We start from the raw sequence: 20503 nt of genomic DNA, 5'->3' as shown, positions 1-20503 counted from the left end.
GGCGTTCAGTCTGCATCGCCGTCGCTACCGGTTTGTTCGGTGTCGGATGCAGTAGCGATGCAACCGGCGTGCCACGCCGTGCCCGGCAGCAATTGCCATCGATTGCGGTTGGATTCGCCGATATCGATGCGCTGGGCCGGATCGATGCACGCCGGTACCGCCTCGCTGAGGACGAACAACCAGCGCTTTTCCGGCGCCTGCGCCAGCCATGGACCGGCCTTCGCCCACTGCTGCTGCCAGCTCGCCTTGAAGCCGAAATCGGTCACCGGCCGGTCGGCCTGCAGCAGGTTCTGCTCGCGCCAGGCCAGCATGCCGAGCTCGGCGTCCGGCCCGATGCGCTGCCCGACACGCTGCATCAGGCGCGCGGACGAACTGTACGGATCCAGCGCCGGCATCAGCCCCAGGCCATGGACCGTCCACAGCGCAGCGGTCATCGCGATCACCGCGGTCCCGGCGCGTCTGCCGCGCGACCACACGACCAGGCCTGCGCCGATCCCGCCCAGGCCGAGCAGCCAGAACCCCACCGACTGCAGCGACGCGAGCTCCATGCCGCGTTTCAGGGCGGTGTGTTCCGCCCAATGCAGATGCAGTGCGATGCCGCCGCCCAGCAGCAGCGCGGCCAGCGCAAGCAGCACCACATAGCCGGTCAGCACGGCGCGCACGCCGCGGCGGCGCAGCAGCCCGGCCAGCAACGGCGCGGCCGCCACGCAGAGCGCCGGCAGCATCGGAAAGATGTAGACCTCGCGCTTTCCCGGGCTGGCGCTGAAGAACAGCAGTACCAGCACGCTCCACGCCAGCAGCAGCACATAGCGCGGATCGCCGCGCCGCAGCCGGCGCCACCAGGCCGGCAGCAGCCAGGGCAGCAACAGGCAGCCCGGCAACCACAGCGTGGCGATCACCTGCAGGTAGTACCAGGCCGGTTTGACGTGATGCCAGGCATGCGCGTAGCGGGTGCCGGTCTGCCTGAACAGCAGTTCGTGCGCATACGCGTGCAGTTGCGGGTCTTCGCTGCGCAGCAACGCGAGACACAATGGCGCCAGCCACACCGCCGTACCGGCCACGAATGCCGGCAGTACCAGCAACCAGCTGCGCCCGGCACAGGCGCGCGCCGGCAGCACGCTCCAGTGCCGGCGCGGCAGCGCCATCCACGGCAACAACAGCAGCAGCGGCAGGAAACCCACGCCCTTGGTGACCGTGCCGACGCCGGCGGCGAACAGCCCCAACAGCCAGGCGCCCCAGTCCGGACCACGCAACAGATGCCGCAGCAGCCCCCACAACGACAGCGTGGTGAGCGCTACCAGCACCATGTCGATCTGCGCGCGCTTGGCCATCAGGCCGAACTGCAGTACTGCGAACAGGGCCAGCACCGCATGGCCGGCAATGCGCCGATTCCAGAGCCGGCGCGTCAGATCCCAGGTCAGCCACAGCGTGGCCAGTGCGGCCAGCAGCGAGGGCAGCAGGAACGCGACCGGCCAGTGCGGCAACAGCCGGTAGACCGCCGCCTGCATCCACATGAATACCGGCGGCTTCTCCGCGTACAGTTCGCTGCCACGGTGCGGCAGCAACCACTGGCCGGTCTCGACCATGGTGCGTGCAGCCAGCACGAAGCGCGGTTCGTCCGGCGGATTGGGCTGGCGCATGCCGAGCCCGGCCAGCAGGCTCATCACGATCAGGACCAGTGCGGCGAACAGGGCGCGCCGGCGGCGCACGGAGGTGGAAATGGCAGGCGACACGCGCACGCCCGGTTGGAAAGGGGGCGAAACGATAGCGGGCAGCAGGGTCGGAATTCCGTCGGAACTTCGGTGCGCGCGTCATGGCAGCGCATGCGGGCCAGGGCGGCCGGGGGCGGTCAGGCTCGGTTAGGATGCCAGCACCGTCCCGGTCGGGCTGTTATGGAACTGCGCGCATGCGGCTGCTGGTCATCGAAGACAACCGCAACATGGTTGCCAACCTGTTCGACTATTTCGAAGCGCGCGGGCACACCCTGGACGCCGCGCCCGATGGCGTCACCGGCCTGCATCTGGCCACCACCCAGCAATACGATGTGCTGGTGCTGGACTGGATGATGCCGCGCATGGACGGCCCGGAGGTGCTGCGCCGCCTGCGCGAGCAACACCACAGCGAACTGCCGGTGATCATGTTGACCGCGCGCGACGAGTTGCCCGACAAGATCGCCGGCTTCCGCGCCGGCGCCGACGACTATCTGACCAAGCCGTTCGCGCTGCCCGAACTGGAAGTGCGTATCGATGCGTTGCTCGCGCGCGCACATGGGCGCCGCCGCGGCAAGCTGTTGCAGGTGGCCGATCTGCGTCTGGATCTGGCCACGCTGGACGTGACCCGCGCCGGGCAGTCGCTGCACCTGTATCCGGCCTGCCGCAAGTTGCTGGAAGTGCTCATGCAGGCCAGCCCGGCTGCGGTCACGCGGCAGCGTCTGGAACAGGCGCTGTGGGGCGACGATCCGCCCGATGGCGACATGCTGCGCTCGCATATCTACGAATTGCGCCGCAGCGTGGACGGCCCGTTCGCGCAGAAGCTGATCCACACCCTGCCACGCCTCGGTTATCGCCTGGCCGAGCGCGACTGCGGCAGCGAGGCAGCACCCGGTGACAGTGTCGATGGCTAGGCGGCGCCCATTGGGACGCCGCGTCCTGACCTGGCTGTGCGGCTACACCCTGTTGATGACCCTGGCAGTGTTCAGCACTGCGCAGTACCTGCACGAACGCGCAGAGCATGGCGTGTGGCGTTCGCTGCTGAATTCCGAGCTGGACAGCATCCTGGATCGCAGCGCGCGCAGCCCGGACTACCACTGGCAGGACTCGGATACCTTGCGGCTGTACCGCATCGACGGATCGCCTGGCGTGCCGCCGGCGCTGCGCACGCTGCATCCCGGCCTGCACGACGATCTGGATGTCGTCGGGCGCCGGAGCGCGGTCATGGTGCGTGACACGCCGCATGCCGGGCGCCTGGCGCTGGTGCTGGACATCACCGACTTCGAAGCGCTGGAACACTTCCTCATCCGCTGGATGCTGGCCGCCGGCATCGCGCTGATCGGCATCACCTTGTTGATGGGCGCCTACGCGATGGCCCGGTTGGTGCGCCCGCTGGTGGCACTGGCGCGCGATATCGGCGCGCTGCGCCCGGAACGGCGCGAGCAGAAGATCGCGGTGGACGCACAGGGCAGCGCAGAGCTGTACGTCATCGCCGATGCACTGAACGATTACCTGGAGCGCAACGGTCAATTCGTCGAGCGCGAACGCGCCTTCATCGATAGCGCCAGCCACGAGTTGCGTACGCCGATCGCGGTGATCGGCAATGCGGTCGAGCTGGCACTGGAACAACCCGACACCCCGCCGGCCGTGCGCCACCAGTTGCAGCGGATCGCCCAGACCAGCGCGTCGGTGGAACAACTGATTGCTTTGCTGCTGGTACTGGCCAAGGATCCTGGCCGGCTGGTGCGCAGCAGTGACGCGCTGCGTCTGGATCAGTTGCTTCCGGACATCGTGGCCGACCATGCACACCTGTGTGCGGACAAGGATCTGCAGGTGGTGGTCGATCCGTTGCCGCCATGCAGCCTGACCGCTCCGGTGGCGATCGTACAGACGGCCATCGGCAACCTGTTGCGCAACGCGATCGAGAACAGCGACCGCGGCGTCATCCGCGTCTCGCTGACGGCGTGCGGCGTGGTCCGCATCACCGATCCCGGCCACGGCATGAGCCCGGAAGAAATCAGTGCGATCTACACCCGGCTGGCGCGCGGCACTGCGCGCCAGGGCAATGGCATCGGACTGGAGCTGATCGGGCGGCTCTGCGACCATCTGGGGTGGCGCCTGAGCCTGGAATCCGACGCCGGGCAGGGCACCGTGGCCACGCTGGATCTGGTCGGCGGCAAGACGCCCGAATCCGCGCAGGCCTAGGCACGTGTCGTCTGCGGCAGGCGCTGTGGTCGCGCCGACCGCAGCGCTGCCGGTGCAATGGTCAGTGGCAGAACTGTCGCCGGGAGCGGGGGACAGGGGGGCGGCGCAGCGGTCAGGCCTGCCTGACGCATGGCTGCCCCGGATGGACGCGCGACGGGTTGGTCAGACGCCGGCAAGCGCCGGCCGGGCAGGCAGCAAATCACGCTCGCTCAACCAGAGGCGGGCGTTCTCGGCGTCCTGTTCGAACCAGGCGCGCGTGGAGCCCAGCCGGTAGGTGTATCCCCAGGCATCCATGTCGGCCATCAGTCGCGCGCTGCCCACGCCGGGCAGGTGCTCGGCCAGCAGGATCTGCAGATAGCAGGTAGCGTCTTCCTCATCCACCGAATCGGTGGCATCGGTATGCACCAGCGCTCGCCTGTCTGCCGGCAGCACGATCAGATGGCAGGCTTCGTGCAGCAACGAATGCACCGGCGTGTCGTCGCGCACGTACACGTCGCAACCGATGATGCCGGCCTCCGGCTCGCCCCAATAGCTGCCGGGAATGGGCTGGCCGGCTTCCACCCGATGCAGCCGCAGGCCATAACCGGCAAGCAGCGCGGCCGCTGCGTCCAGACCGATGCGGCCCACGCACAGCACGGTGTCGGCAGCGGGGTCAGGGGCGGGCAATGGATTCACACGCGATCTCGCGATGGGGCAGCGCCGCGTCGCGCGGCAGGGATTGGCGCTTGCGCGCGCTGGCGTGCGCGCGGGTTGCGGGGCGCCGGAGCGCGCCATCTGGCCGCAGCGATGTGACCCCGCCGCAGCCGGATGGCATGCAGCCGGGGCTGCATGCCGCGTCGTGCCGGTGCGTGTGCCGCCGTTGCAGGCTGCAGGCACGCCGCGGCAGGTTTACTTGTCGCCGTCTTCCGGCAGGGCGACGGTGATGTCCAGCACGTCGTGTTCGCCGTCCTTGACCAGATCCACGCGTACCGCATCGGCATCGATGTTGACGTACTTCTTGATCACTTCCAGCAGTTCGCGCTGCATCAGCGGCAGGTAATCCGGCCCGCCGCGGTGATTGCGCTCCTGCGCGATGATGATCTGCAGGCGGTTCTTGGCCGTCTCGGCGGTGTTCTTCTTGCTCTTGAGAAAATCGAGCAGGCCCATGCTTACCCTCCGAACAGCTTGCTGAAGAAGCCTTTCTTCTCCACGGATGTGAATCGCATCGGGCGCTCCTCGCCCAGAATGCGGGCGACCGCGTCTTCGTAGGCCTGGCCGGCCGGGGATTCGGTGTCCAGGATCACCGGCTCGCCCTTGTTGGAGGCGTTGAGCACATCGCCGGACTCGGGGATCACGCCGATCGCCTTCAGGCCCAGCACTTCTTCAACGTCGGTGATGCTGAGCATCTCGCCGCCTTCCACGCGGCCCGGGCTGTAACGGGTCAGCAGCAGGAAGGCCGGCACCGGCTTGCCTTCCTCGGCCTTGCGGGTCTTGGAATCGAGCAGGCCGATGATGCGGTCGGAGTCGCGGACCGAGGAGACCTCCGGATTGACCACCACCACCGCGCGGTCGGCGAAGTACATCGCCAGGAACGCGCCCTTCTCGATGCCTGCCGGCGAATCGCAGACGATGTAGTCGAAGCCGTCTGCGGCCAGGTCCTTGAGCACCTTCTCCACGCCGTCCTGGGTCAGCGCGTCCTTGTCGCGGGTCTGCGAGGCCGCCAGCACGTACAGGTTCTCGAACCGCTTGTCCTTGATCAGCGACTGCTTGAGCGTGGCTTCGCCGTGCACGACGTTGACGAAGTCGTACACCACGCGCCGTTCGCAGCCCATGATCAGGTCCAGGTTGCGCAGGCCGACGTCGAAGTCGATGACCGCGACCTTCTTGCCGCGCCGCGCCAGCCCGCAGGCCAGGCTCGCGCTGGTGGTGGTCTTGCCGACGCCGCCCTTGCCGGAGGTGACTACGATGATTTCAGCCAAAGGATTTCTCCGAATGTTTCTGTGGTTGGGCCGCGTCAATCAAGCGCAGCGATCTTGATCTGATCCTGCTCCAGCCAGACCTGGACGGCCTTGCCACGCAGGTCCATGGGAACATCGTCCAGCACCTTGTAGTGGCCAGCGATGGCGACCAGTTCGGCGTGGAAATCGCGGCAGAAGATGCGCGCGTCCGGGTTGCCCTGCGCGCCGGCCAGGGCGCGGCCACGCAGGGTACCGTAGATATGGATGCTGCCGTCGGCGATGACCTCCGCCCCGGCGCCGACCGTACTGAGCACGGTCAGGTCGCAGTTCTCCGCGTACAGCTGCTGACCCGAACGCACGGCGGTGCGCTGCATGCGTCCGGGCGCCGGACGCGCAGCGGGCGCTGGGGGTTCGGCGCGCGCTGGCGGAGGCGGCGGTGGCGGGCTGGCCGCAGTCGGCTCGTACTGGGCACGGAACTTGGCCAGCAACGGCACGCCGAGCTGTTGCGACAGCAGGTCGATCTCGCTGGTGCCGTAGGCCAGCGCCACCGGCAGTACGCCGGCATCGCGCAGGCCGTCCAGCAACGCCTTGGCGGTGGCCAGATCCGGTACTTGCGACAGCCCGCCGAAATCCAGGATCACCGCTGCGCGCCCGAACAGCTTGGGTGCGCGGCTCACCCGTTCGCGCATCTCCTGCACCAGTCGCGCCACGTCCAGGGTGCGCACGCGCAGGTTGGCGATGCCGACCTGGCCGATCTTGAGTTCGCCGGCCTGTTCGAAGTCCACGTTCACGCTCGCCACGCTCAGGTCCCCGTCGATTGGTTGGCGGTGGCGGCGGCCAGACGCGGCCGGCCGACCCACGGCAACTCTTCGGGCAGGTTGCCGCCATAGGTTTCCTTGACCCACGGATAGCTGCACATGTCCTTCATCAGCATGCTGGCGCGCACCTCCACGTCCGGCATGGTGTTCTGGCCCACTTCGCGAAAACCGAAGCTGCCATGGAACAGCAGCGCCGCATCGGCGCCATGGTCCAGGAAGACCTCGCAGGCCAGCTGCGGATAGCGCAATTCGGTGTAGCTCTGCACGTCGGCGTAGAACGCGCGCCCGACACCGCCGCCGCGGCGGCGGCTGGCCACCACGATGCGGTCGATATAGAAGAACTCTGGATGGCGGTCCCGGAACCAGGCGAAGTTGCTGCTGTCATGGGCACTGCCGCTGCCGAAGCCGACCAGGAACCCGGCCAGGTTGCCATCGCGTTCGGCAACGCGGAAATACTCGGCCTGCGCATAGAAACGTTGCAGCCTGGTGGAATCCAGCGGCAGGATCGCCAGTCCGGCATTGTTGTTCAGGGCCAGAACGGAATCGAGCTCGTGCTCGCGCACGTCGCGGATGACGATCGACATTAGGTCTCCGTGGGGTAACGCGTCGACCCGAAATCGGATCTGCGTCGGATTATTACATGCGTGGCCTGAAGCGGCGACCTGCGCTGCGCCCTGGACCTTCCGCGGGGGCGTCTGGCACAGGCATGACTTCCGGCAGCAGGGCGGTCACACCGCTTGGCCCTAAGATGCCGGCATGTTGGGATACCTCAGCCATACGCGCGTCCTGCGCTTCGCCGGCCTGTTCACCTGGGCGATGATCGCCATGCCCCTGGTGTACACCTACTGGGCTCCGTCCGAGGATGGCGGTTACCGCGTGCTGCGCGAAGCATTGGCGATGTCGGCCTTCTTCATCGGCTTCGGCGTCAGCTACTTCTGGCTCACCCGCGGTCTGGACAGCGGTGGCCACGCGCATTGGTACGACCGTCTGATCCTGCTGCTGCTCACCATCTGCGCGCTGGCGGTGAGCTATCTGACCGGGACCGGGCTGGGCAGCATCCTGATGATGGTGGCAGCCGGGGTGATCCCTTGGCTGTTGCCGCTGCGCGTGGGCGTGCTGTGGCTGCTGCTGAGCCAACTGGCGGTGCTGCCGGTCTATTACCTGCTGCCCGGCTTCACCTTGTTTGCCGCGGTCATGCAGTCCCTGCTGTATGGCGGGTTCTCGATGTTCATCTTCGTGACCAGCCTGGTCGCGCGCCAGCAGACCGAGGCCCGCGAGGAACAGCGCCGCCTCAATGCCGAACTGCGCGCCACCCGCGCGCTGCTGGCCGAGAGCGCCCGCATCAACGAGCGCACGCGCATCTCGCGCGAGCTGCACGACCTGCTCGGCCACCACCTGACCGCGCTCAGCCTCAATCTGGAAGTAGCCGGCCACATCACCGAGGGCCAGGCCCAGGAGCATGTCCGCCAGGCCCATACCCTGGCCCGGTTGCTGTTGACCGACGTGCGCGAGGCGGTCAGCCAACTGCGCGACAGCGGCGCGATCGATCTGGAAGCGGCGCTGCGCCCACTGGTCACCCAGGTGCCCTCGCTGGATATCCACCTGGACATCTCCCAGCCGCTCACCCTGGACGATCCCGAGCGTGCGCACGTGCTGCTGCGGTGTACCCAGGAAATCATCACCAATACGGTGCGCCATGCCGGCGCCCGCAACCTGTGGATCCAGGTGCGCCGCGACGGTGACTGTGTGCTGATCGACGCGCGCGACGACGGTCGCGGCGCCGAGACGGTGTCGCCCGGCAACGGCTTGCGCGGCATGCGCGAGCGGCTCAGCCAGTATGGTGGCAAGGTGGAGATCCAAACCCGGCGGGGAGACGGCTTCGGCCTGCGCATCTCCGTTCCAGGCGCGCCGGCACTGATGCCGGCGGCCGTCCTTCAAGGAGTGTTCTGATGATCCGTGTCTGCCTGGTCGACGACCAAACCCTGGTGCGTCAGGGGATCCGCTCGCTGCTGGCGCTGGACGACGGCATCGAGGTGGTGGCCGAGGCGTCGGATGGCAAGCAGGCGGTCGAGCAGATCCCGCAGATCCGGCCCGATGTGGTGCTGATGGACATGCGTATGCCGGTGATGTCCGGGCTGGAGGCGCTGCAGATGCTCTCGCGCAACGGCACCTTGCCGCCGACCATCATCCTGACCACCTTCGACGACGACCAACTGGTTCTGGCCGGACTCAAGGCCGGCGCCAAGGGTTACCTGCTCAAGGACGTGTCGCTGGAGCAATTGGTCGGCGCCATCCGCACCGTGGCCGACGGCGGTTCGCTGGTGCAGCCGGCGGTGACCCAGCGGCTGTTGTCGGGCCTGGAGCATATGCGCAACGAATTCGTCAGCCTGGACCGGCCCGATCCGCTCACCGACCGTGAGACCGAGATCCTTCGGCTGATGGCGAGCGGCTTCTCCAACAAGGAGATCGCCAATTCGCTGGGCGTGGCCGAAGGCACCATCAAGAATCACGTGTCCAACATCCTGTCCAAGCTCGGCGTACGCGACCGCACCCGGGCGGTACTGAAGGCCTTCGAACTGCAACTGGTCTGACGGCAGGATGCCCCGCCCGGCGCAGCGCGCCGGGCGTTCGCCTGCGCGCAAGCCTGCGGCTTGCAGACAGCGCCGGCTCACCCTGTCGAAACTCGGCGTACGCGACCGCACCCGGGCGGTATTGAAGGCCTTCGAACTGCAACTGGTCTGACGGCAGGATGCCCTGCCCGGCGCGCTGCGCGGCTTCGCTGTTTGGAGGGCGTGTTCGGCGCGACGCGTGGTATGGCCGCGTCCGCTGCCGCGCCGCCGCCGCAGCAGGTAGTGCCGATCGCCGGGCGGGGCAGTCGACCGATGCGGCGGCCAGGGGGGGCTGCATCACGCGAAGCCGGCGCGCACTGTGCATGATGGCTGCGCGCCGCCGGCTCAAACCCTTGCGCGGGCTGGCCTTGCAGCGTTCGGCCGCGCCATCGCGCGCGCGCAATGACACCGCAGGACCGCGCTACCCGTCGCACAACTGAACATCTTTGCCGAAGCCTGCTAGGATGGTGGCTTCGCTTCACTCAACCCGGCCGTGGGATCGGCCCCGGAGACCTCCTGAATGACCCGTATTATCGAGTTCCTGATCGCCTTGGGGATCGTGGCTGGCTTGTTTGTCGTGGTGGGCTTGGTGCTTCCCTCGGAGCGGCAGATGTCCGAGAGTGTTGAGACCAACCGCCGAATGACGATTGTTTACGACACCGTGAACAGCTTCCGTCGGTTCAAGGATTGGAACCCGCTCGTGCTGCGCGACCCGAAGATCCAGCTGAAGCTGGCCGGCCCGGAAGAGGGCAAGGGCGCACGCATCGAATACAGCTCCACCGAAGGCTACATCGGCGACGGCAGCTGGGAGATCACCAATACCGTCAAGAACGAGCGTGTCGAGATCGCGATCGAAGATCCCACCAAGGGCTACGACAAGGTCACCAACTTCACCTTGGCACCGACCGGCAAGAACAACCGCAACGTCAAGATCACGCAGGACTACAGCGTCAAGTACGGCTGGAACCTGTTTGGCCGCTATGCCGGCCTGTATGTCAGCCGCCACGTCGGCGACGATCTGAAGCTGGGTCTGGCGCGCCTGGCGACCGCCTTGGCGACCGTGCCGAACTTCGACTATCGCGCGCAGCTGGACGGCAAGCCGGTGTTGAGCGATCTGAAGGTCGTCGATGTGCCGGCCGAAGACCTGCTGGTGGTCACCGCGGGCAACATCGATCGCGACAACGAGACGATCAAGAAGTCGATCAAGGACAACCAGGAGTGGATCAAGCGCGTGATGGACGCCAACGGTCTGGAAGCGGCAGGTCCGGTCCGGATCGTCACCACCGACTTTGCGACCGACAAGTACGCCTTCGACGTCGCCCAGCCGGTCCGCAAGCGTGCCGGTGGCGCGCCGAAGGCCGATGCCAAGACCGATACCGCCAAGACCGACGCCAAGAAGGACGACGCTGCTGCGGCTGCCCCGATCGACGCGACGCCGGTCGCCGCCGCCGGTGAAGAGCTCAAGGTCAACATCCCGTCCGAAGCACCGGTGAAGTATCAGCGTACCCCGGCGCACCGCTCGGTGTTTGCGACCTACGCAGGCCACATGGCCGGCCTGGACGCGGTGCGCAATTCCTTGCGCGCCTGGGCTGCCACCAGCGGCATGGACGTGACTGAGCGTCCGTACGAAGCCTGGAAGGGCGGCGTGGACAAGTCGTTCACCCAGGATGGTACCTACGATGTTTACTGGGCCATCAAGTAATCGTCTCACCGCGATGACCTGATCCAGAAGAAGAACGCGCCGCAGTCCTGCGGCGCGTTTTTTTTGCGTCACCGCGCTGCCATGGAAGTTGCCTGCATGTCCTTGCTCGATCGTCGTAAGAAGCATCCCTCGCTATTGGCGTTCTGCGGCGGCCTGCTGGCCGCCATAGCGGTCGGTCTGTCGGCCTATGCCTCGCACGGCGTGGCCGATGCGCTGGTGCAGTCGCGGCTGCAGTTGGCGTCGCTGTATGCGTTCGGCCATGGCGCGGTGCTGACGGTGCTGGGCGCCACCGAAACGCGCGTTCTCGGGCGAGTCGGCTTGTACCTGCTGTTGCTCGGCACCTTGCTGTTCGCCGGCAGCCTGGTCGGCGGTGCCTTGCTGCACTGGCCGACCAGCCTGGCGCCGGTGGGCGGCGTCGGCTTGATGCTGGGCTGGGTGGTACTGGCCTTCGGTGCGTTGAGGCGCTGAGATGCCGCGCCATGCCCGCGGGTTCGATGTAGAGGCCGCCTTCGCGTACCTGTCGCGGCGCGATCGTGCGCTGGGTGCGTGGATGCGTCGCATCGGTCCCATCGCGCCGCAGCCGGGGTGGTGCAAACCGTTCGACCCCGTGGATGCATTGGCGCGCGCCATCCTGTTCCAGCAACTCAGCGGCAAGGCCGCGTCCACCATCGTGGCGCGGGTGGAGGTTGCGATCGGATCCGACCGGCTGCATGCGGACACGCTTGCGCGCGTGGACGATGCCGCGCTGCGCGCCTGCGGTGTGTCCGGCAACAAGGCGCTGGCGCTGCGCGATCTGGTGCAGCGCGAGCTCGCTGGGGAGATTCCCTCCTTGCGCCGGCTTGCCTTCATGTCCGACGAGGCGATCGTCGAGGCCCTGGTGCCGGTACGCGGCATCGGCCGCTGGACGGTGGAGATGATGCTGATGTTCCGGTTGGGTCGACCGGATCTGCTGCCCGTCGACGACCTGGGCGTGCGCAAGGGCGCCCAGGTCGTGGACAAACAAGCGCTGATGCCCGCCGCCAAGGCACTGGCCGGGCGCGGCGAGCGCTGGGGGCCCTACCGCAGCTATGCCGCGTTCTATCTGTGGAAGATCGCCGACTTCAGCGTGGCCGCCAAGGTGCCGACACCACGCTCGCAGGAGTAGAGCCGCGCCCGTATGCCGGAGCCTCGGCAAGCGGCGACGGCATTGCACGGATCATTGACCGGCCGTGGCGCCCGCAGCGCCGGAATGCGTGTCATGTCGAAGTCTGCGCATGCCAGCGCCAGTGCCACGGCTCGTACACGATGCCATGCGGATTGCCGCGCGGATAGCTCATGCGGTAGCCGAACTGCTGCGCATTGGCGCATAGCCAGCCGAACGCGGGAGTGTCTTCGAACGATTCCTCGGCGGGCGCCTCGCCCGGGGTGCCGATATCCAGGGCATCGCCGCTGTGGTGTTCGCTGAACCCCGGCGCAGCGTTGACCGCCAGGATCTGCTGCAACGACAGTCCGCGCGCGAATTTCCGCTCGAAGATGCCCAATTGATAGGCATGGCTGCGGTAGCCGGAGATCGCATCGAGCACGACGCCTGCGCGCAGCGCAGTGGCGCGCAGGCGATGCCACGCGCGCGCGGCACCATCGCTCAACCACAACGGCCGCCCGAAACGATCGCGTCCGGCGAACTGCAGCGTCGCCGGTTCGGCGATCAGGGATAGGCCGGTCTGTCGCATGTAATCGTCCGCGGCCAGCCCCAGTCGTGTCAGGCGTCGCTGCAGTCCATCGATCGCCAGCGCCGCGCCGCCTGATCGCATGGGGCCCGAGGCGGCGGCCTGCAGCCGGTCCAGCGCTTCGTCCAGACCGGGCTCCCGCGACAGGCGCGGAATCAACGGCATGAGGCCCTGCGGCAGGTGCGCGGCCAGGTAACGCCCATCGCACTTGCGCCGCAGCAGCCAGTCGGACTGCGCCAGGACGCGGGCGTCGGCGTTGCTGCGCGCGCGCAGGAGCGCGGCAGGCAACAGCTCGATAGCGGTGGTGTTGAGCAGCAGGGTCAGGGTCGGGCGCATCGCGACAGGGTAGGGCGAACGGCCGTGCGCGGCCAGACGTCCCACGCCCGGCGCCCTCGCCCCTGTCCGAGGCGCAGGCGCCACGCCGATCTCCAGGGCGATGGGCAGGGTGGCCGCTTCCGCATGCGCATGCCCCTGGAGCGGTGAGCGCTTAAGCGTCCGCTTCCGGCTCGTCGCGCGGCTTGGATAATCGTCCGGCCTTGCGCAACGCATCGCGCAGTACATATTCGATCTGCGCGTTGAGGCTGCGCAGCTCGTCATCGGCCCAGCGCTGCGCAGCGGCCAGCACTTCGGCATTGATACGCAGCGGGTAGGCCTTCTTTTCGCTCATTCGCCGTTCCTGCGGCTGCCGTGGCGACGCAGGTGCATGACCATCGATACGATCAGCGCATTGACGCCGACGATCATGCCGATCGCCACCGCGTAGATGCCGACGCGGTTGTCGCCTGCCCAATACAGGCAGGCTGCCCCGACCAGGATGACCAGGCTGATCAGCGCCCAGCGCAAGCCCAGGCCACGCGCGCGGTCGTCGTCGTTCGCTCCGATCGAGGCGGCGATCGCCAGCGCGGGCAACCCGGAAAGCGCAACCGCCAGCGGCACCATCACATTCATTGCATCACCTCAATACAGCGAGCCGGCATTGACCACCGGTTGGGTACCGCGATCAGAACACAACACGGTGAGCAGGTTGCTGACCATATGCGCCTTGCGCTCCTCGTCCAGTTGCACCACGCCGTTCTTCTGCAGCTCGGCCAGCGCCATTTCGACCATGCCCACTGCGCCCGCCACGATGCGGGTGCGTGCAGCAATCACCGCGTTGGCCTGCTGGCGCTGCAGCATCGCCTGGGCGATTTCCGGTGCATAGGCCAGATGGCTGATGCGCGCTTCGATCACGTCCACACCGGCCTGGGTAAGGCGTTCGTCCAGATGCCGCTTGAGCTGTTCGCTGATTTCGGCCGGGTGGCTGCGCAGCGAAATCTGGCCTTCTTCGTGCTGATCGTAGGGGTAGCTGGTGGCCATCGCGCGCAATGCGGCTTCGGACTGGATATGCACGAAGCTTTCGTAGTCGTCCACGTTGTACACGGCCTCGGAGGCATCCAGCACCTGCCACACGATCACCGCCGCGATCTCGATCGGGCTGCCATCCAGTTCATTGACCTTAAGCCGCCCGCTTTCGAAGTTGCGCACGCGCTGGCTGACCCGGCGCTTGGCGTAGAAGGGGCTGTTCCAGCGCATTCCCTGGTCCTTGACCGTACCGACGTACTTGCCGAACAGGCTCAGGACGGCCGCCTGATTCGGCTCCAGCGTGTACAGGCCGACCAGGACGAACACATTGCAGGCGGCCACCAGAATGGCTGGCGGCATGGCCAGGATCGGCAGATAGCCCATGCCCGCCGCGATCAGCGTCGTGGCGGACAGCAGCAAGACGACGACACTGATAACGATCACCGGAATGCCGGGGGCAGAACCGAGGGATTGCTCTTTCATGGCTGGGGCGTCCTTGTGGTTTGGATTAAGATATCAAATTGATATCAATTTTTGACGGCTTTCCGACCAGCGGTCATGTCATCGGCCCGTTAAAATGGCCGCCCCCTCGAACTGGATGAGCGCATGACCACTCTTGGCACCCCGCTGTCGCCTTCAGCCACCCGCGTACTGTTGTTGGGCTCGGGCGAACTGGGTAAGGAGGTCGCGATCGAGCTGCAGCGCCTGGGGGTGGAGGTGATCGCTGCAGATCGCTATGCCGACGCGCCGGCCATGCAGGTGGCGCACCGTTCGCACGTGCTGGACATGCTCGATCCCGCCGCCTTGCGCGCGCTGATCGCCAGCGAGCAGCCGCACCTGATCGTGCCGGAGATCGAGGCCATCCATACCGAAACCCTGGTGGCGCTGGAGCGCGAGCAGGGTCAGAAAGTGATTCCGACCGCGCGCGCCGCGCGCCTGACCATGGACCGCGAAGGCATCCGCCGGCTGGCTGCCGAAACGCTGGGCCTGCCGACCTCGCCGTACCGCTTCGTCGACACCGCAGCCGAGTACCGCGAAGCGATCGCCGCCGTTGGCCTGCCTTGCGTGGTCAAGCCGGTGATGTCTTCCTCCGGCAAGGGGCAGAGCACCCTGCGCAGCGAGGCCGATATCGATGCCGCGTGGGAGTATGCGCAGACCGGTGGGCGTGCCGGTGCTGGCCGCTGCATCGTCGAAGGCTTCATCGATTTCGATTACGAAATCACCTTGCTCACCGTGCGGCATGCTGGCGGCACCTCGTACTGCGATCCCATCGGGCATTGGCAGCAGGATGGCGACTACCGCGAAAGCTGGCAGCCGCAGCCGATGTCGGCGGCCGCGCTGCACCGCTCGCAGCAGATCGCCAAAGCCATCACCGATGACCTGGGGGGCTGGGGCCTGTTCGGCGTGGAATTGTTCGTGAAGGGCGATGAGGTGTGGTTCAGCGAGGTCTCGCCGCGCCCGCACGACACCGGCCTGGTCACCCTGGTGTCGCAGGACCTGAGCGAATTCGCGCTGCACGCCCGCGCCATTCTCGGGCTGCCGGTGGGTGCGCAGGACGGCGGCGTCATCCGTCAGAGTGGCCCATCCGCATCCTGCGCGCTGCTGGCGCATGGCAATGGCGTGCCGGTGTTCGACAACGTGGCCGATGCGCTGCGCGATCCCGAGACCGCGCTGCGCCTGTTCGGCAAACCACGTGTGGACGGCCACCGTCGCGTTGGCGTCACCCTGGCGCGCGCCGATGGCATCGATGGCGCACGCGAGAAGGCGCGCGCGGCCGCCGCGGCACTGACGATCCAGTTGCAGGGCTGATCGCCGCAGGTTCCGAGAAGTGCAGCGCACCGCTGCACTTCTTCAACGCGCCAAACGCCGCGGGTCTAAGTGCGATTAACCGCACGCACCTGCGTCGGCCTACCAGACAGGCGCGAAGAACGCAGACGGCCAAGCAACTCGCCCTTCCGAATCCCCAATCCCTAGTCACCAATCCCGGCTACCAAGCAACATCCACCCACACCGCATGATGGTCGCTGCCATCGGCGATCGCTGCATCCGGGCTGGCGCTGGCCGGCCAGAAGATGCCGCTGTCGACCAGCGTGAACTGCCGCGACGGCAGCACATAGTCCAGGCGCATGGTGCCTGCCTGCGGGCCGAAGTCGCCGGTCACCTGATGCGGGTCGCCGATGTGCGCGATGCCTTGCGCGGCGTAGTCGGCGGTTTTTTCCGGGCCGCCGGCGCTGCGCGGGGCCGGGTACTGCAGCACGCGCGGATGCTGGATCAGCGCCCGGATCGCTTCGTGGCGGCCGGCGCCGTCGATCGGGTCGTTGTTCAGATCGCCAAGGATCACAAAGTGTGCATCGGCCGCCAGCCCGCCGCAGCCTCCCTTGTCGTCGCACAACCAGCGCTTGCTGTCGGCCGTGTCGTCCAGGTAGGCGCGCCATAGCGCGAGCTCGTCGTGGTTGCGCGCGGCGTTGCGTTTTTCCGCGCCGTCGAACACCGGTGGAGTGGGGTGCGACACCAGCGCATGCACCACGCCCAGCGGCGTGCGTACCGGCACGTCCCAATGCGACTTGGACGACAGCCGCAGCTGCGCCCAGATCGCGTCGCTGTAGAACGATGTCCGCGTGGCCGGGTCGATCGGCCGCAGCGCGCCCGGCAACGTGCTCCACTTCAGCAACTGGAAACTGCGCACGGCCTGCGTGTCGATCGGATATCGCGACAGCACCAGCATGCCGTACTGACCAGGATGCAGGCCAAAGCCCCAGGCGTCGTTGCCGCGGTTGCGGCCATCGCCGCCGACGCTGCCGCTGTTGTCCAGATCCAGCCCGCTCGGGACGCCCGTGTTGACCGGCGCCAGATACCGATACGGATAACGCAGCGGCTCGCCGCCACCCGGCTGTGCCACCTGTAGATAGCGCTGCTGGAACAGATCGGCGGCACGGTGGTCCGGATCGAAGTCGAACTCGTTGAGCAGTACCAGATCCGGGCGCACACGCTGCAGTACCGCGGCGATCTTGCGCGCATGCGCGCTGTCGCCCTGCAGTTCGCGGATCAGGCCACCCGCCTGGTCCGAATACAACGAGGTGTTGTACGTGGCGATGCGCAAGGGCGCGGTCGCCGGCTCGGGCGAGCGATCGGGCGCTGTGGTGGCGGAAGGCGTGCGATGGGTACAGGCGGTGCACAGCGCGGTCAGCGCCAGCAGCAGGAGAGGTCTGATCATGGCGGCATTCTCGCATGGCCGATACGGCAGGCCGATGTCGTCGTTTGGCAGCCTACGGCGCCGGCGCGCTGGCGGGCAGTCCACGCCAATGGCGGCCGTCGTAGGCCTCCAGCGCAGTGAAGCGGCGCTTGTAGTTCATCTTGGCGTGACCGTCGATCCAGTAGCCCAGGTAGACATGTGCGCGTCGCTCGCGCTGTGCCCACTGGATCTGCTGCAGGATTGCGAAGGTGCCAAGACTGCGCGCGGCCGCCTCCGGTGCGTAGAACGTGTACACCGCCGACAACGCATGCTCGGTGACATCGGTGACCGCCACCGCGAGCAGTTGCCCGGGCGCATGCGCGACCGATGCCTGGCGGATTTCCAGGAAGCGCCCATGCGACCAGCCGCCGATCAGGAACTGGTCGAACTCGCTCGCGCCATGCCCGTCCATGCCACCGCCGGGATGCCGGTGCTTGAGATAGCGCCGGTACAGCGCAAGCTGCTCGTCGGTGCGTTCGGCGGCGACGATGCGTACCACCAGGTCGTGATTGCGTGCCAGGCAGCGGCGTTGGCTGCGATCCGGGTGGAAGGCGTCCACCGCGATGCGCACCGGTACGCACGCGCGGCAGCGCTCGCAATGCGGGCGATAGACCAGATCGCCGGAACGCCGGAATCCCCACGCCAGGGCTTGCGTGTAGATCGTCCCCAGGCGCGGATCGTGTGGATCCAGTACCAGATCGCGTGCCTGACGGTCCGGCCAGTAGCCACAGGCATGCTCGCCGGTCTGAAACAGGCGCAGGTCCTCGTGGGTGTCGGCGTGGATGGCCATGCGCTCAGGATAGCGCCTGCGCGTCGCAACAGCGGCGACTGTCCGCTCCATGAATGCGGCCGATGCGCGCGTCAACGCCTGCGCCGGTGACTCGTTGATGTGGGTATTGGTGGCAGCGCACGGCAGATCCGGGTGCGCCACCTACGCGATGCGGCCCATGCAGGTGCCGCGTGTGGTTCCCACAGATCAGGAGTTTCTCATGACGTCCCGCAAACCCGTTCTTGCCCTGGCCATGCTGGCTGCGCTGTCTACCGGCGCAGTCGTCGCCGCCACCCCGCCGGCACCCGGCGATGCGCCGCGTCCTGCCAAGCTCGACAGCAATGGCGATGGTGTGATCGACCGCAGCGAAGCGGCTGCCAACCCGAAGCTGGCCGCGCAGTTCGACACGCTGGACACCAACAAGGACGGCAAGCTGTCGCGCGATGAACGTCCGCGCCATCATGGCCCCAGACCTGAGGGGCGTGGCGCTTGGCTAGCCAAGTTCGACACCGACAAGGACGGGCGCATCAGCCGCGAGGAGGCCAAGGCCGATCCGAAATTCGCCGCGCGCTTCGACCAGATGGACCTCAACAAGGATGGCTTTATCGATCGTGCCGACCGTGAGCTGCGCAAGCAGCAGCATCGCGACGCATGGTTCGCCAAAGCCGATACCGACAAGGACGGCAAGCTGAGCAAGGCCGAGTTCGATGCCGCATCGAAGCTGCGCGGCGAGCACGGACCGCGTGGCCCGGGCGACCACGGCAAGCATGCGATGCCGGCCAAGCCTGCGGCGAGCAGCTGATGCTGGCAGCGTGCGATCGCATCCCGGCAGTCCAGGCACAGCCGGCATACCGCGTTCTCAGTAGACGGTAGAGCATCAGCAATACGTAACAAGGCGCCGATCGACCGACGGCCTCCTGTGCAAGCAGGGGGCCGTTGTTTTATGGACACAGCCGCCTGTATGGGGCGGAATGACGCATGGCCACCGTCGCCCGCTCTGAGCCGTCTGGCAGGGGCGTATGCACCGCGTGCGCCTGCACTATGTCGGGGCAATCCATGCGAGCGATACCGTCGGACAGGTGGCGATTGCACCCTGGGCAGGACTGCGATCACTTGCCGGGTGACGGCCAGCGCTGTGTCCAAGGCTTCTGCTGGCGCGCCCGGATGGCACCCTGCCTTGCGGAGCGTCGGTGTACGGAATCCGGTTGCTCCTTGTGGCATCGGCCATTGCGGTGCTGGAGCAGGCTCCCGGACGCGTTACAGCATTCCCCGGACGAGGTAATGGCGCAAAATCGGCAGCAGCACCGCCGCGGTACTCACGAGCATTGCGCCAGGGCTGAACATGCAGCGATAGAGCCAGGGGGCTCGCGTGGTGCCGCGGTTGCGTGCCTCGCGCTCCAGCATGGGGCGCATGAGGCGTGGCAGCACGGCCATCGTCTGGTAGTTGACGACCGCCAGTCCCGCACACAGCACCAGCAACGCAGGCCACCCGCTGTGGCTGAAGCGGTGCAGCACCAGCGTCGCGCAACACAGCAGCGCGGCCGTCACCGTGCTGGTACGGATGAAGCGGCTGATGGCCCCGACTTCGGCCGGCGTGCGTGCAAAACGCAGCAGATACCAGCCCGACCAATAGGTTCCCAGCGCGGCGATCACCACGCTACCTGCCGCAATCAATGCGGGCGCGCCGAACCAGACGCTCAACGCGCCGGCAGCGCCACCGCCGCTGAGTGCCGAGCCGGTCAACCCGCCAGCACCGAGCTTGCCCGCGCCGCCCAACACGATCGCCGCGCTTGCGGTGCCCGGTGCTGCCAGCATGACTGCCGAGGCCATCGTGGTCGCGAAGGCCGCACTGGGCGCGCTGCCACGTGCGAAATCGCCAAATCGACGCATCAGATCGCTGCGCACGCTGGCGCGCGCGCGCGACAGCCGCTTGCGCACCGCAGCGTCGCTGAGGCCCAGCAGCGATGCGACCTGCTGCGAACTCTGGCCTTCGCGGTAATACAGCAGCAGCGTTTCGCGGCTTTCTTCCGGTAGCGCGGAAATGATGTCGAGCGCGGCGATCTCCTCTTCCACCTGCAGCAAGCGATCGGTGGGCGAGGGTGCCGGATCGGCTGCCATCGCGATCGCCAGATCGGCCGCTTCGCCGCTGAGCGCGCGGTGACGATTCGCACGCAGCCAATCACGCGCCAGGTTGCGGGTGATCTGGCGCAGCCACGGCAGGAAGCTGGCGGGTTGATGCAACTGCGCCAGGCGCTGCCAGGCACGCAGGAAGGCTTCCTGGGCGATGTCCTCACTGGCGGCGATATCGCGGGTGATCGCCAGTGCAATGGCGGTGACCGTGTTCTGGCATGCCGTCACGATCCGGCCATACGCCTGCTGGCAGCCGGCTGCAGCGTGGGGAAGCTCGCGTTGCAACATCAGGTCCAGCGTGTCGGTGTTCATCGGCGCAGTCTATGTCCTGTTGCCAGCAGGACG

Annotated in this window: 22 protein-coding genes; 9 read left to right on the top strand and 13 right to left on the bottom strand. The window is 67.1% G+C overall.

Annotation, left to right across the window (positions count from 1 at the left end):
- Nucleotides 1-5: 5 nt before the first annotated feature.
- On the bottom strand, nucleotides 6-1739 hold the full coding sequence (locus tag LL962_RS09525) for an ArnT family glycosyltransferase (RefSeq protein WP_228316719.1): 1734 nt from the start codon (nucleotides 1737-1739) through the stop codon (nucleotides 6-8).
- A gap of 167 nt (nucleotides 1740-1906) precedes the next feature.
- Here LL962_RS09525 and LL962_RS09520 point away from each other — a divergent pair, with 167 nt between their 5' ends.
- Both LL962_RS09520 and LL962_RS09515 read left to right on the top strand, forming a co-directional pair.
- Complete coding sequence (locus tag LL962_RS09520) at nucleotides 1907-2623, top strand: response regulator transcription factor (protein ID WP_228316718.1); 717 nt, start codon at nucleotides 1907-1909, stop codon at nucleotides 2621-2623.
- Nucleotides 2616-3914, top strand: coding sequence for a sensor histidine kinase (locus LL962_RS09515; RefSeq protein ID WP_228316717.1), 1299 nt, complete (start codon nucleotides 2616-2618; stop codon nucleotides 3912-3914). Before LL962_RS09520 ends, LL962_RS09515 begins: the two co-directional genes overlap by 8 nt.
- Before the next feature lie 162 nt (nucleotides 3915-4076).
- On the opposite strand, the gene LL962_RS09510 is transcribed toward LL962_RS09515, so the two are convergent.
- The 5 genes from LL962_RS09510 to LL962_RS09490 all read right to left on the bottom strand — a co-directional run bounded on the left by LL962_RS09510 (nucleotide 4077) and on the right by LL962_RS09490 (nucleotide 7253).
- Nucleotides 4077-4589, bottom strand: coding sequence for a hypothetical protein (locus tag LL962_RS09510; RefSeq protein ID WP_104584347.1), 513 nt, complete (start codon nucleotides 4587-4589; stop codon nucleotides 4077-4079).
- Between the two features lie 213 nt (nucleotides 4590-4802).
- Nucleotides 4803-5060 carry a cell division topological specificity factor MinE gene (gene minE, locus LL962_RS09505; RefSeq protein WP_011036323.1) on the bottom strand — a complete coding sequence of 86 codons (258 nt, stop codon included), beginning with the start codon at nucleotides 5058-5060 and terminating at the stop codon, nucleotides 4803-4805.
- A 2-nt stretch (nucleotides 5061-5062) separates the two neighbouring features.
- The gene (gene minD / locus LL962_RS09500; protein ID WP_104584345.1) at nucleotides 5063-5872 is read right to left on the bottom strand and encodes a septum site-determining protein MinD; all 810 of its coding nucleotides are present in this window, start codon (nucleotides 5870-5872) and stop codon (nucleotides 5063-5065) included.
- Between the two features lie 35 nt (nucleotides 5873-5907).
- Nucleotides 5908-6651 carry a septum site-determining protein MinC gene (minC, locus tag LL962_RS09495; protein ID WP_104584343.1) on the bottom strand — a complete coding sequence of 248 codons (744 nt, stop codon included), beginning with the start codon at nucleotides 6649-6651 and terminating at the stop codon, nucleotides 5908-5910.
- A 2-nt stretch (nucleotides 6652-6653) separates the two neighbouring features.
- The gene (locus tag LL962_RS09490; RefSeq protein ID WP_104584341.1) at nucleotides 6654-7253 is read right to left on the bottom strand and encodes a GNAT family N-acetyltransferase; all 600 of its coding nucleotides are present in this window, start codon (nucleotides 7251-7253) and stop codon (nucleotides 6654-6656) included.
- A 172-nt stretch (nucleotides 7254-7425) separates the two neighbouring features.
- On the opposite strand from LL962_RS09490, the gene LL962_RS09485 reads away from it, so the two are divergent.
- The 5 genes from LL962_RS09485 to LL962_RS09460 all read left to right on the top strand — a co-directional run bounded on the left by LL962_RS09485 (nucleotide 7426) and on the right by LL962_RS09460 (nucleotide 12124).
- Nucleotides 7426-8619 carry a sensor histidine kinase gene (locus LL962_RS09485; protein WP_228316716.1) on the top strand — a complete coding sequence of 398 codons (1194 nt, stop codon included), beginning with the start codon at nucleotides 7426-7428 and terminating at the stop codon, nucleotides 8617-8619.
- The gene (locus LL962_RS09480) at nucleotides 8619-9260 is read left to right on the top strand and encodes a response regulator (protein ID WP_104584337.1); all 642 of its coding nucleotides are present in this window, start codon (nucleotides 8619-8621) and stop codon (nucleotides 9258-9260) included. Before LL962_RS09485 ends, LL962_RS09480 begins: the two co-directional genes overlap by 1 nt.
- Nucleotides 9261-9798: 538 nt before the next feature.
- Nucleotides 9799-10980 carry an SRPBCC family protein gene (locus LL962_RS09470; protein WP_228316715.1) on the top strand — a complete coding sequence of 394 codons (1182 nt, stop codon included), beginning with the start codon at nucleotides 9799-9801 and terminating at the stop codon, nucleotides 10978-10980.
- 81 nt (nucleotides 10981-11061) lie between these two features.
- Complete coding sequence (locus tag LL962_RS09465) at nucleotides 11062-11448, top strand: DUF423 domain-containing protein (protein ID WP_104584332.1); 387 nt, start codon at nucleotides 11062-11064, stop codon at nucleotides 11446-11448.
- Between the two features lies 1 nt (nucleotide 11449).
- Nucleotides 11450-12124, top strand: a complete 675-nt coding sequence (locus LL962_RS09460) for a DNA-3-methyladenine glycosylase family protein (protein WP_104584330.1) — start codon at nucleotides 11450-11452, stop codon at nucleotides 12122-12124.
- Between the two features lie 91 nt (nucleotides 12125-12215).
- On the opposite strand, the gene LL962_RS09455 is transcribed toward LL962_RS09460, so the two are convergent.
- The 4 genes from LL962_RS09455 to LL962_RS09440 all read right to left on the bottom strand — a co-directional run bounded on the left by LL962_RS09455 (nucleotide 12216) and on the right by LL962_RS09440 (nucleotide 14411).
- Entirely contained in the window at nucleotides 12216-13022 is an 807-nt protein-coding gene (locus LL962_RS09455) for a M15 family metallopeptidase (protein ID WP_228316714.1), read from the bottom strand.
- A 151-nt stretch (nucleotides 13023-13173) separates the two neighbouring features.
- Nucleotides 13174-13353 (bottom strand): Arc family DNA binding domain-containing protein, encoded by a 180-nt coding sequence (locus LL962_RS09450; RefSeq protein WP_104584326.1) that lies wholly within the window; start codon nucleotides 13351-13353, stop codon nucleotides 13174-13176.
- Nucleotides 13350-13634, bottom strand: a complete 285-nt coding sequence (locus tag LL962_RS09445; protein ID WP_104584324.1) for a hypothetical protein — start codon at nucleotides 13632-13634, stop codon at nucleotides 13350-13352. Before LL962_RS09445 ends, LL962_RS09450 begins: the two co-directional genes overlap by 4 nt.
- A gap of 9 nt (nucleotides 13635-13643) precedes the next feature.
- Nucleotides 13644-14411 carry an SPFH domain-containing protein gene (locus LL962_RS09440; protein WP_425478132.1) on the bottom strand — a complete coding sequence of 256 codons (768 nt, stop codon included), beginning with the start codon at nucleotides 14409-14411 and terminating at the stop codon, nucleotides 13644-13646.
- Between the two features lie 222 nt (nucleotides 14412-14633).
- On the opposite strand from LL962_RS09440, the gene purT reads away from it, so the two are divergent.
- Nucleotides 14634-15836, top strand: coding sequence for a formate-dependent phosphoribosylglycinamide formyltransferase (gene purT, locus LL962_RS09435; RefSeq protein WP_228316713.1), 1203 nt, complete (start codon nucleotides 14634-14636; stop codon nucleotides 15834-15836).
- 178 nt (nucleotides 15837-16014) lie between these two features.
- Here purT and LL962_RS09430 read toward each other — a convergent pair whose 3' ends face one another.
- Together LL962_RS09430 and LL962_RS09425 are read right to left on the bottom strand one after the other, a co-directional pair.
- Nucleotides 16015-17241 carry an endonuclease/exonuclease/phosphatase family protein gene (locus LL962_RS09430; protein WP_228316712.1) on the bottom strand — a complete coding sequence of 409 codons (1227 nt, stop codon included), beginning with the start codon at nucleotides 17239-17241 and terminating at the stop codon, nucleotides 16015-16017.
- 52 nt (nucleotides 17242-17293) lie between these two features.
- On the bottom strand, nucleotides 17294-18049 hold the full coding sequence (locus LL962_RS09425; RefSeq protein WP_441004862.1) for an arginyltransferase: 756 nt from the start codon (nucleotides 18047-18049) through the stop codon (nucleotides 17294-17296).
- A gap of 199 nt (nucleotides 18050-18248) precedes the next feature.
- Here LL962_RS09425 and LL962_RS09420 point away from each other — a divergent pair, with 199 nt between their 5' ends.
- Nucleotides 18249-18830, top strand: coding sequence for an EF-hand domain-containing protein (locus LL962_RS09420; protein ID WP_230439948.1), 582 nt, complete (start codon nucleotides 18249-18251; stop codon nucleotides 18828-18830).
- Nucleotides 18831-19285: 455 nt separating this feature from the next.
- Here LL962_RS09420 and LL962_RS09415 read toward each other — a convergent pair whose 3' ends face one another.
- On the bottom strand, nucleotides 19286-20470 hold the full coding sequence (locus tag LL962_RS09415) for an RNA polymerase sigma factor (RefSeq protein WP_228316709.1): 1185 nt from the start codon (nucleotides 20468-20470) through the stop codon (nucleotides 19286-19288).
- Nucleotides 20471-20503: the final 33 nt, after the last annotated feature.

It is taken from the genome of Xanthomonas sp. NCPPB 1067, assembly GCF_020783795.1.
GTDB lineage: Bacteria > Pseudomonadota > Gammaproteobacteria > Xanthomonadales > Xanthomonadaceae > Xanthomonas > Xanthomonas melonis.
Note: the sequence above shows the minus strand (reverse complement) of the source record. Positions and strands in the feature narration are given on the sequence as shown.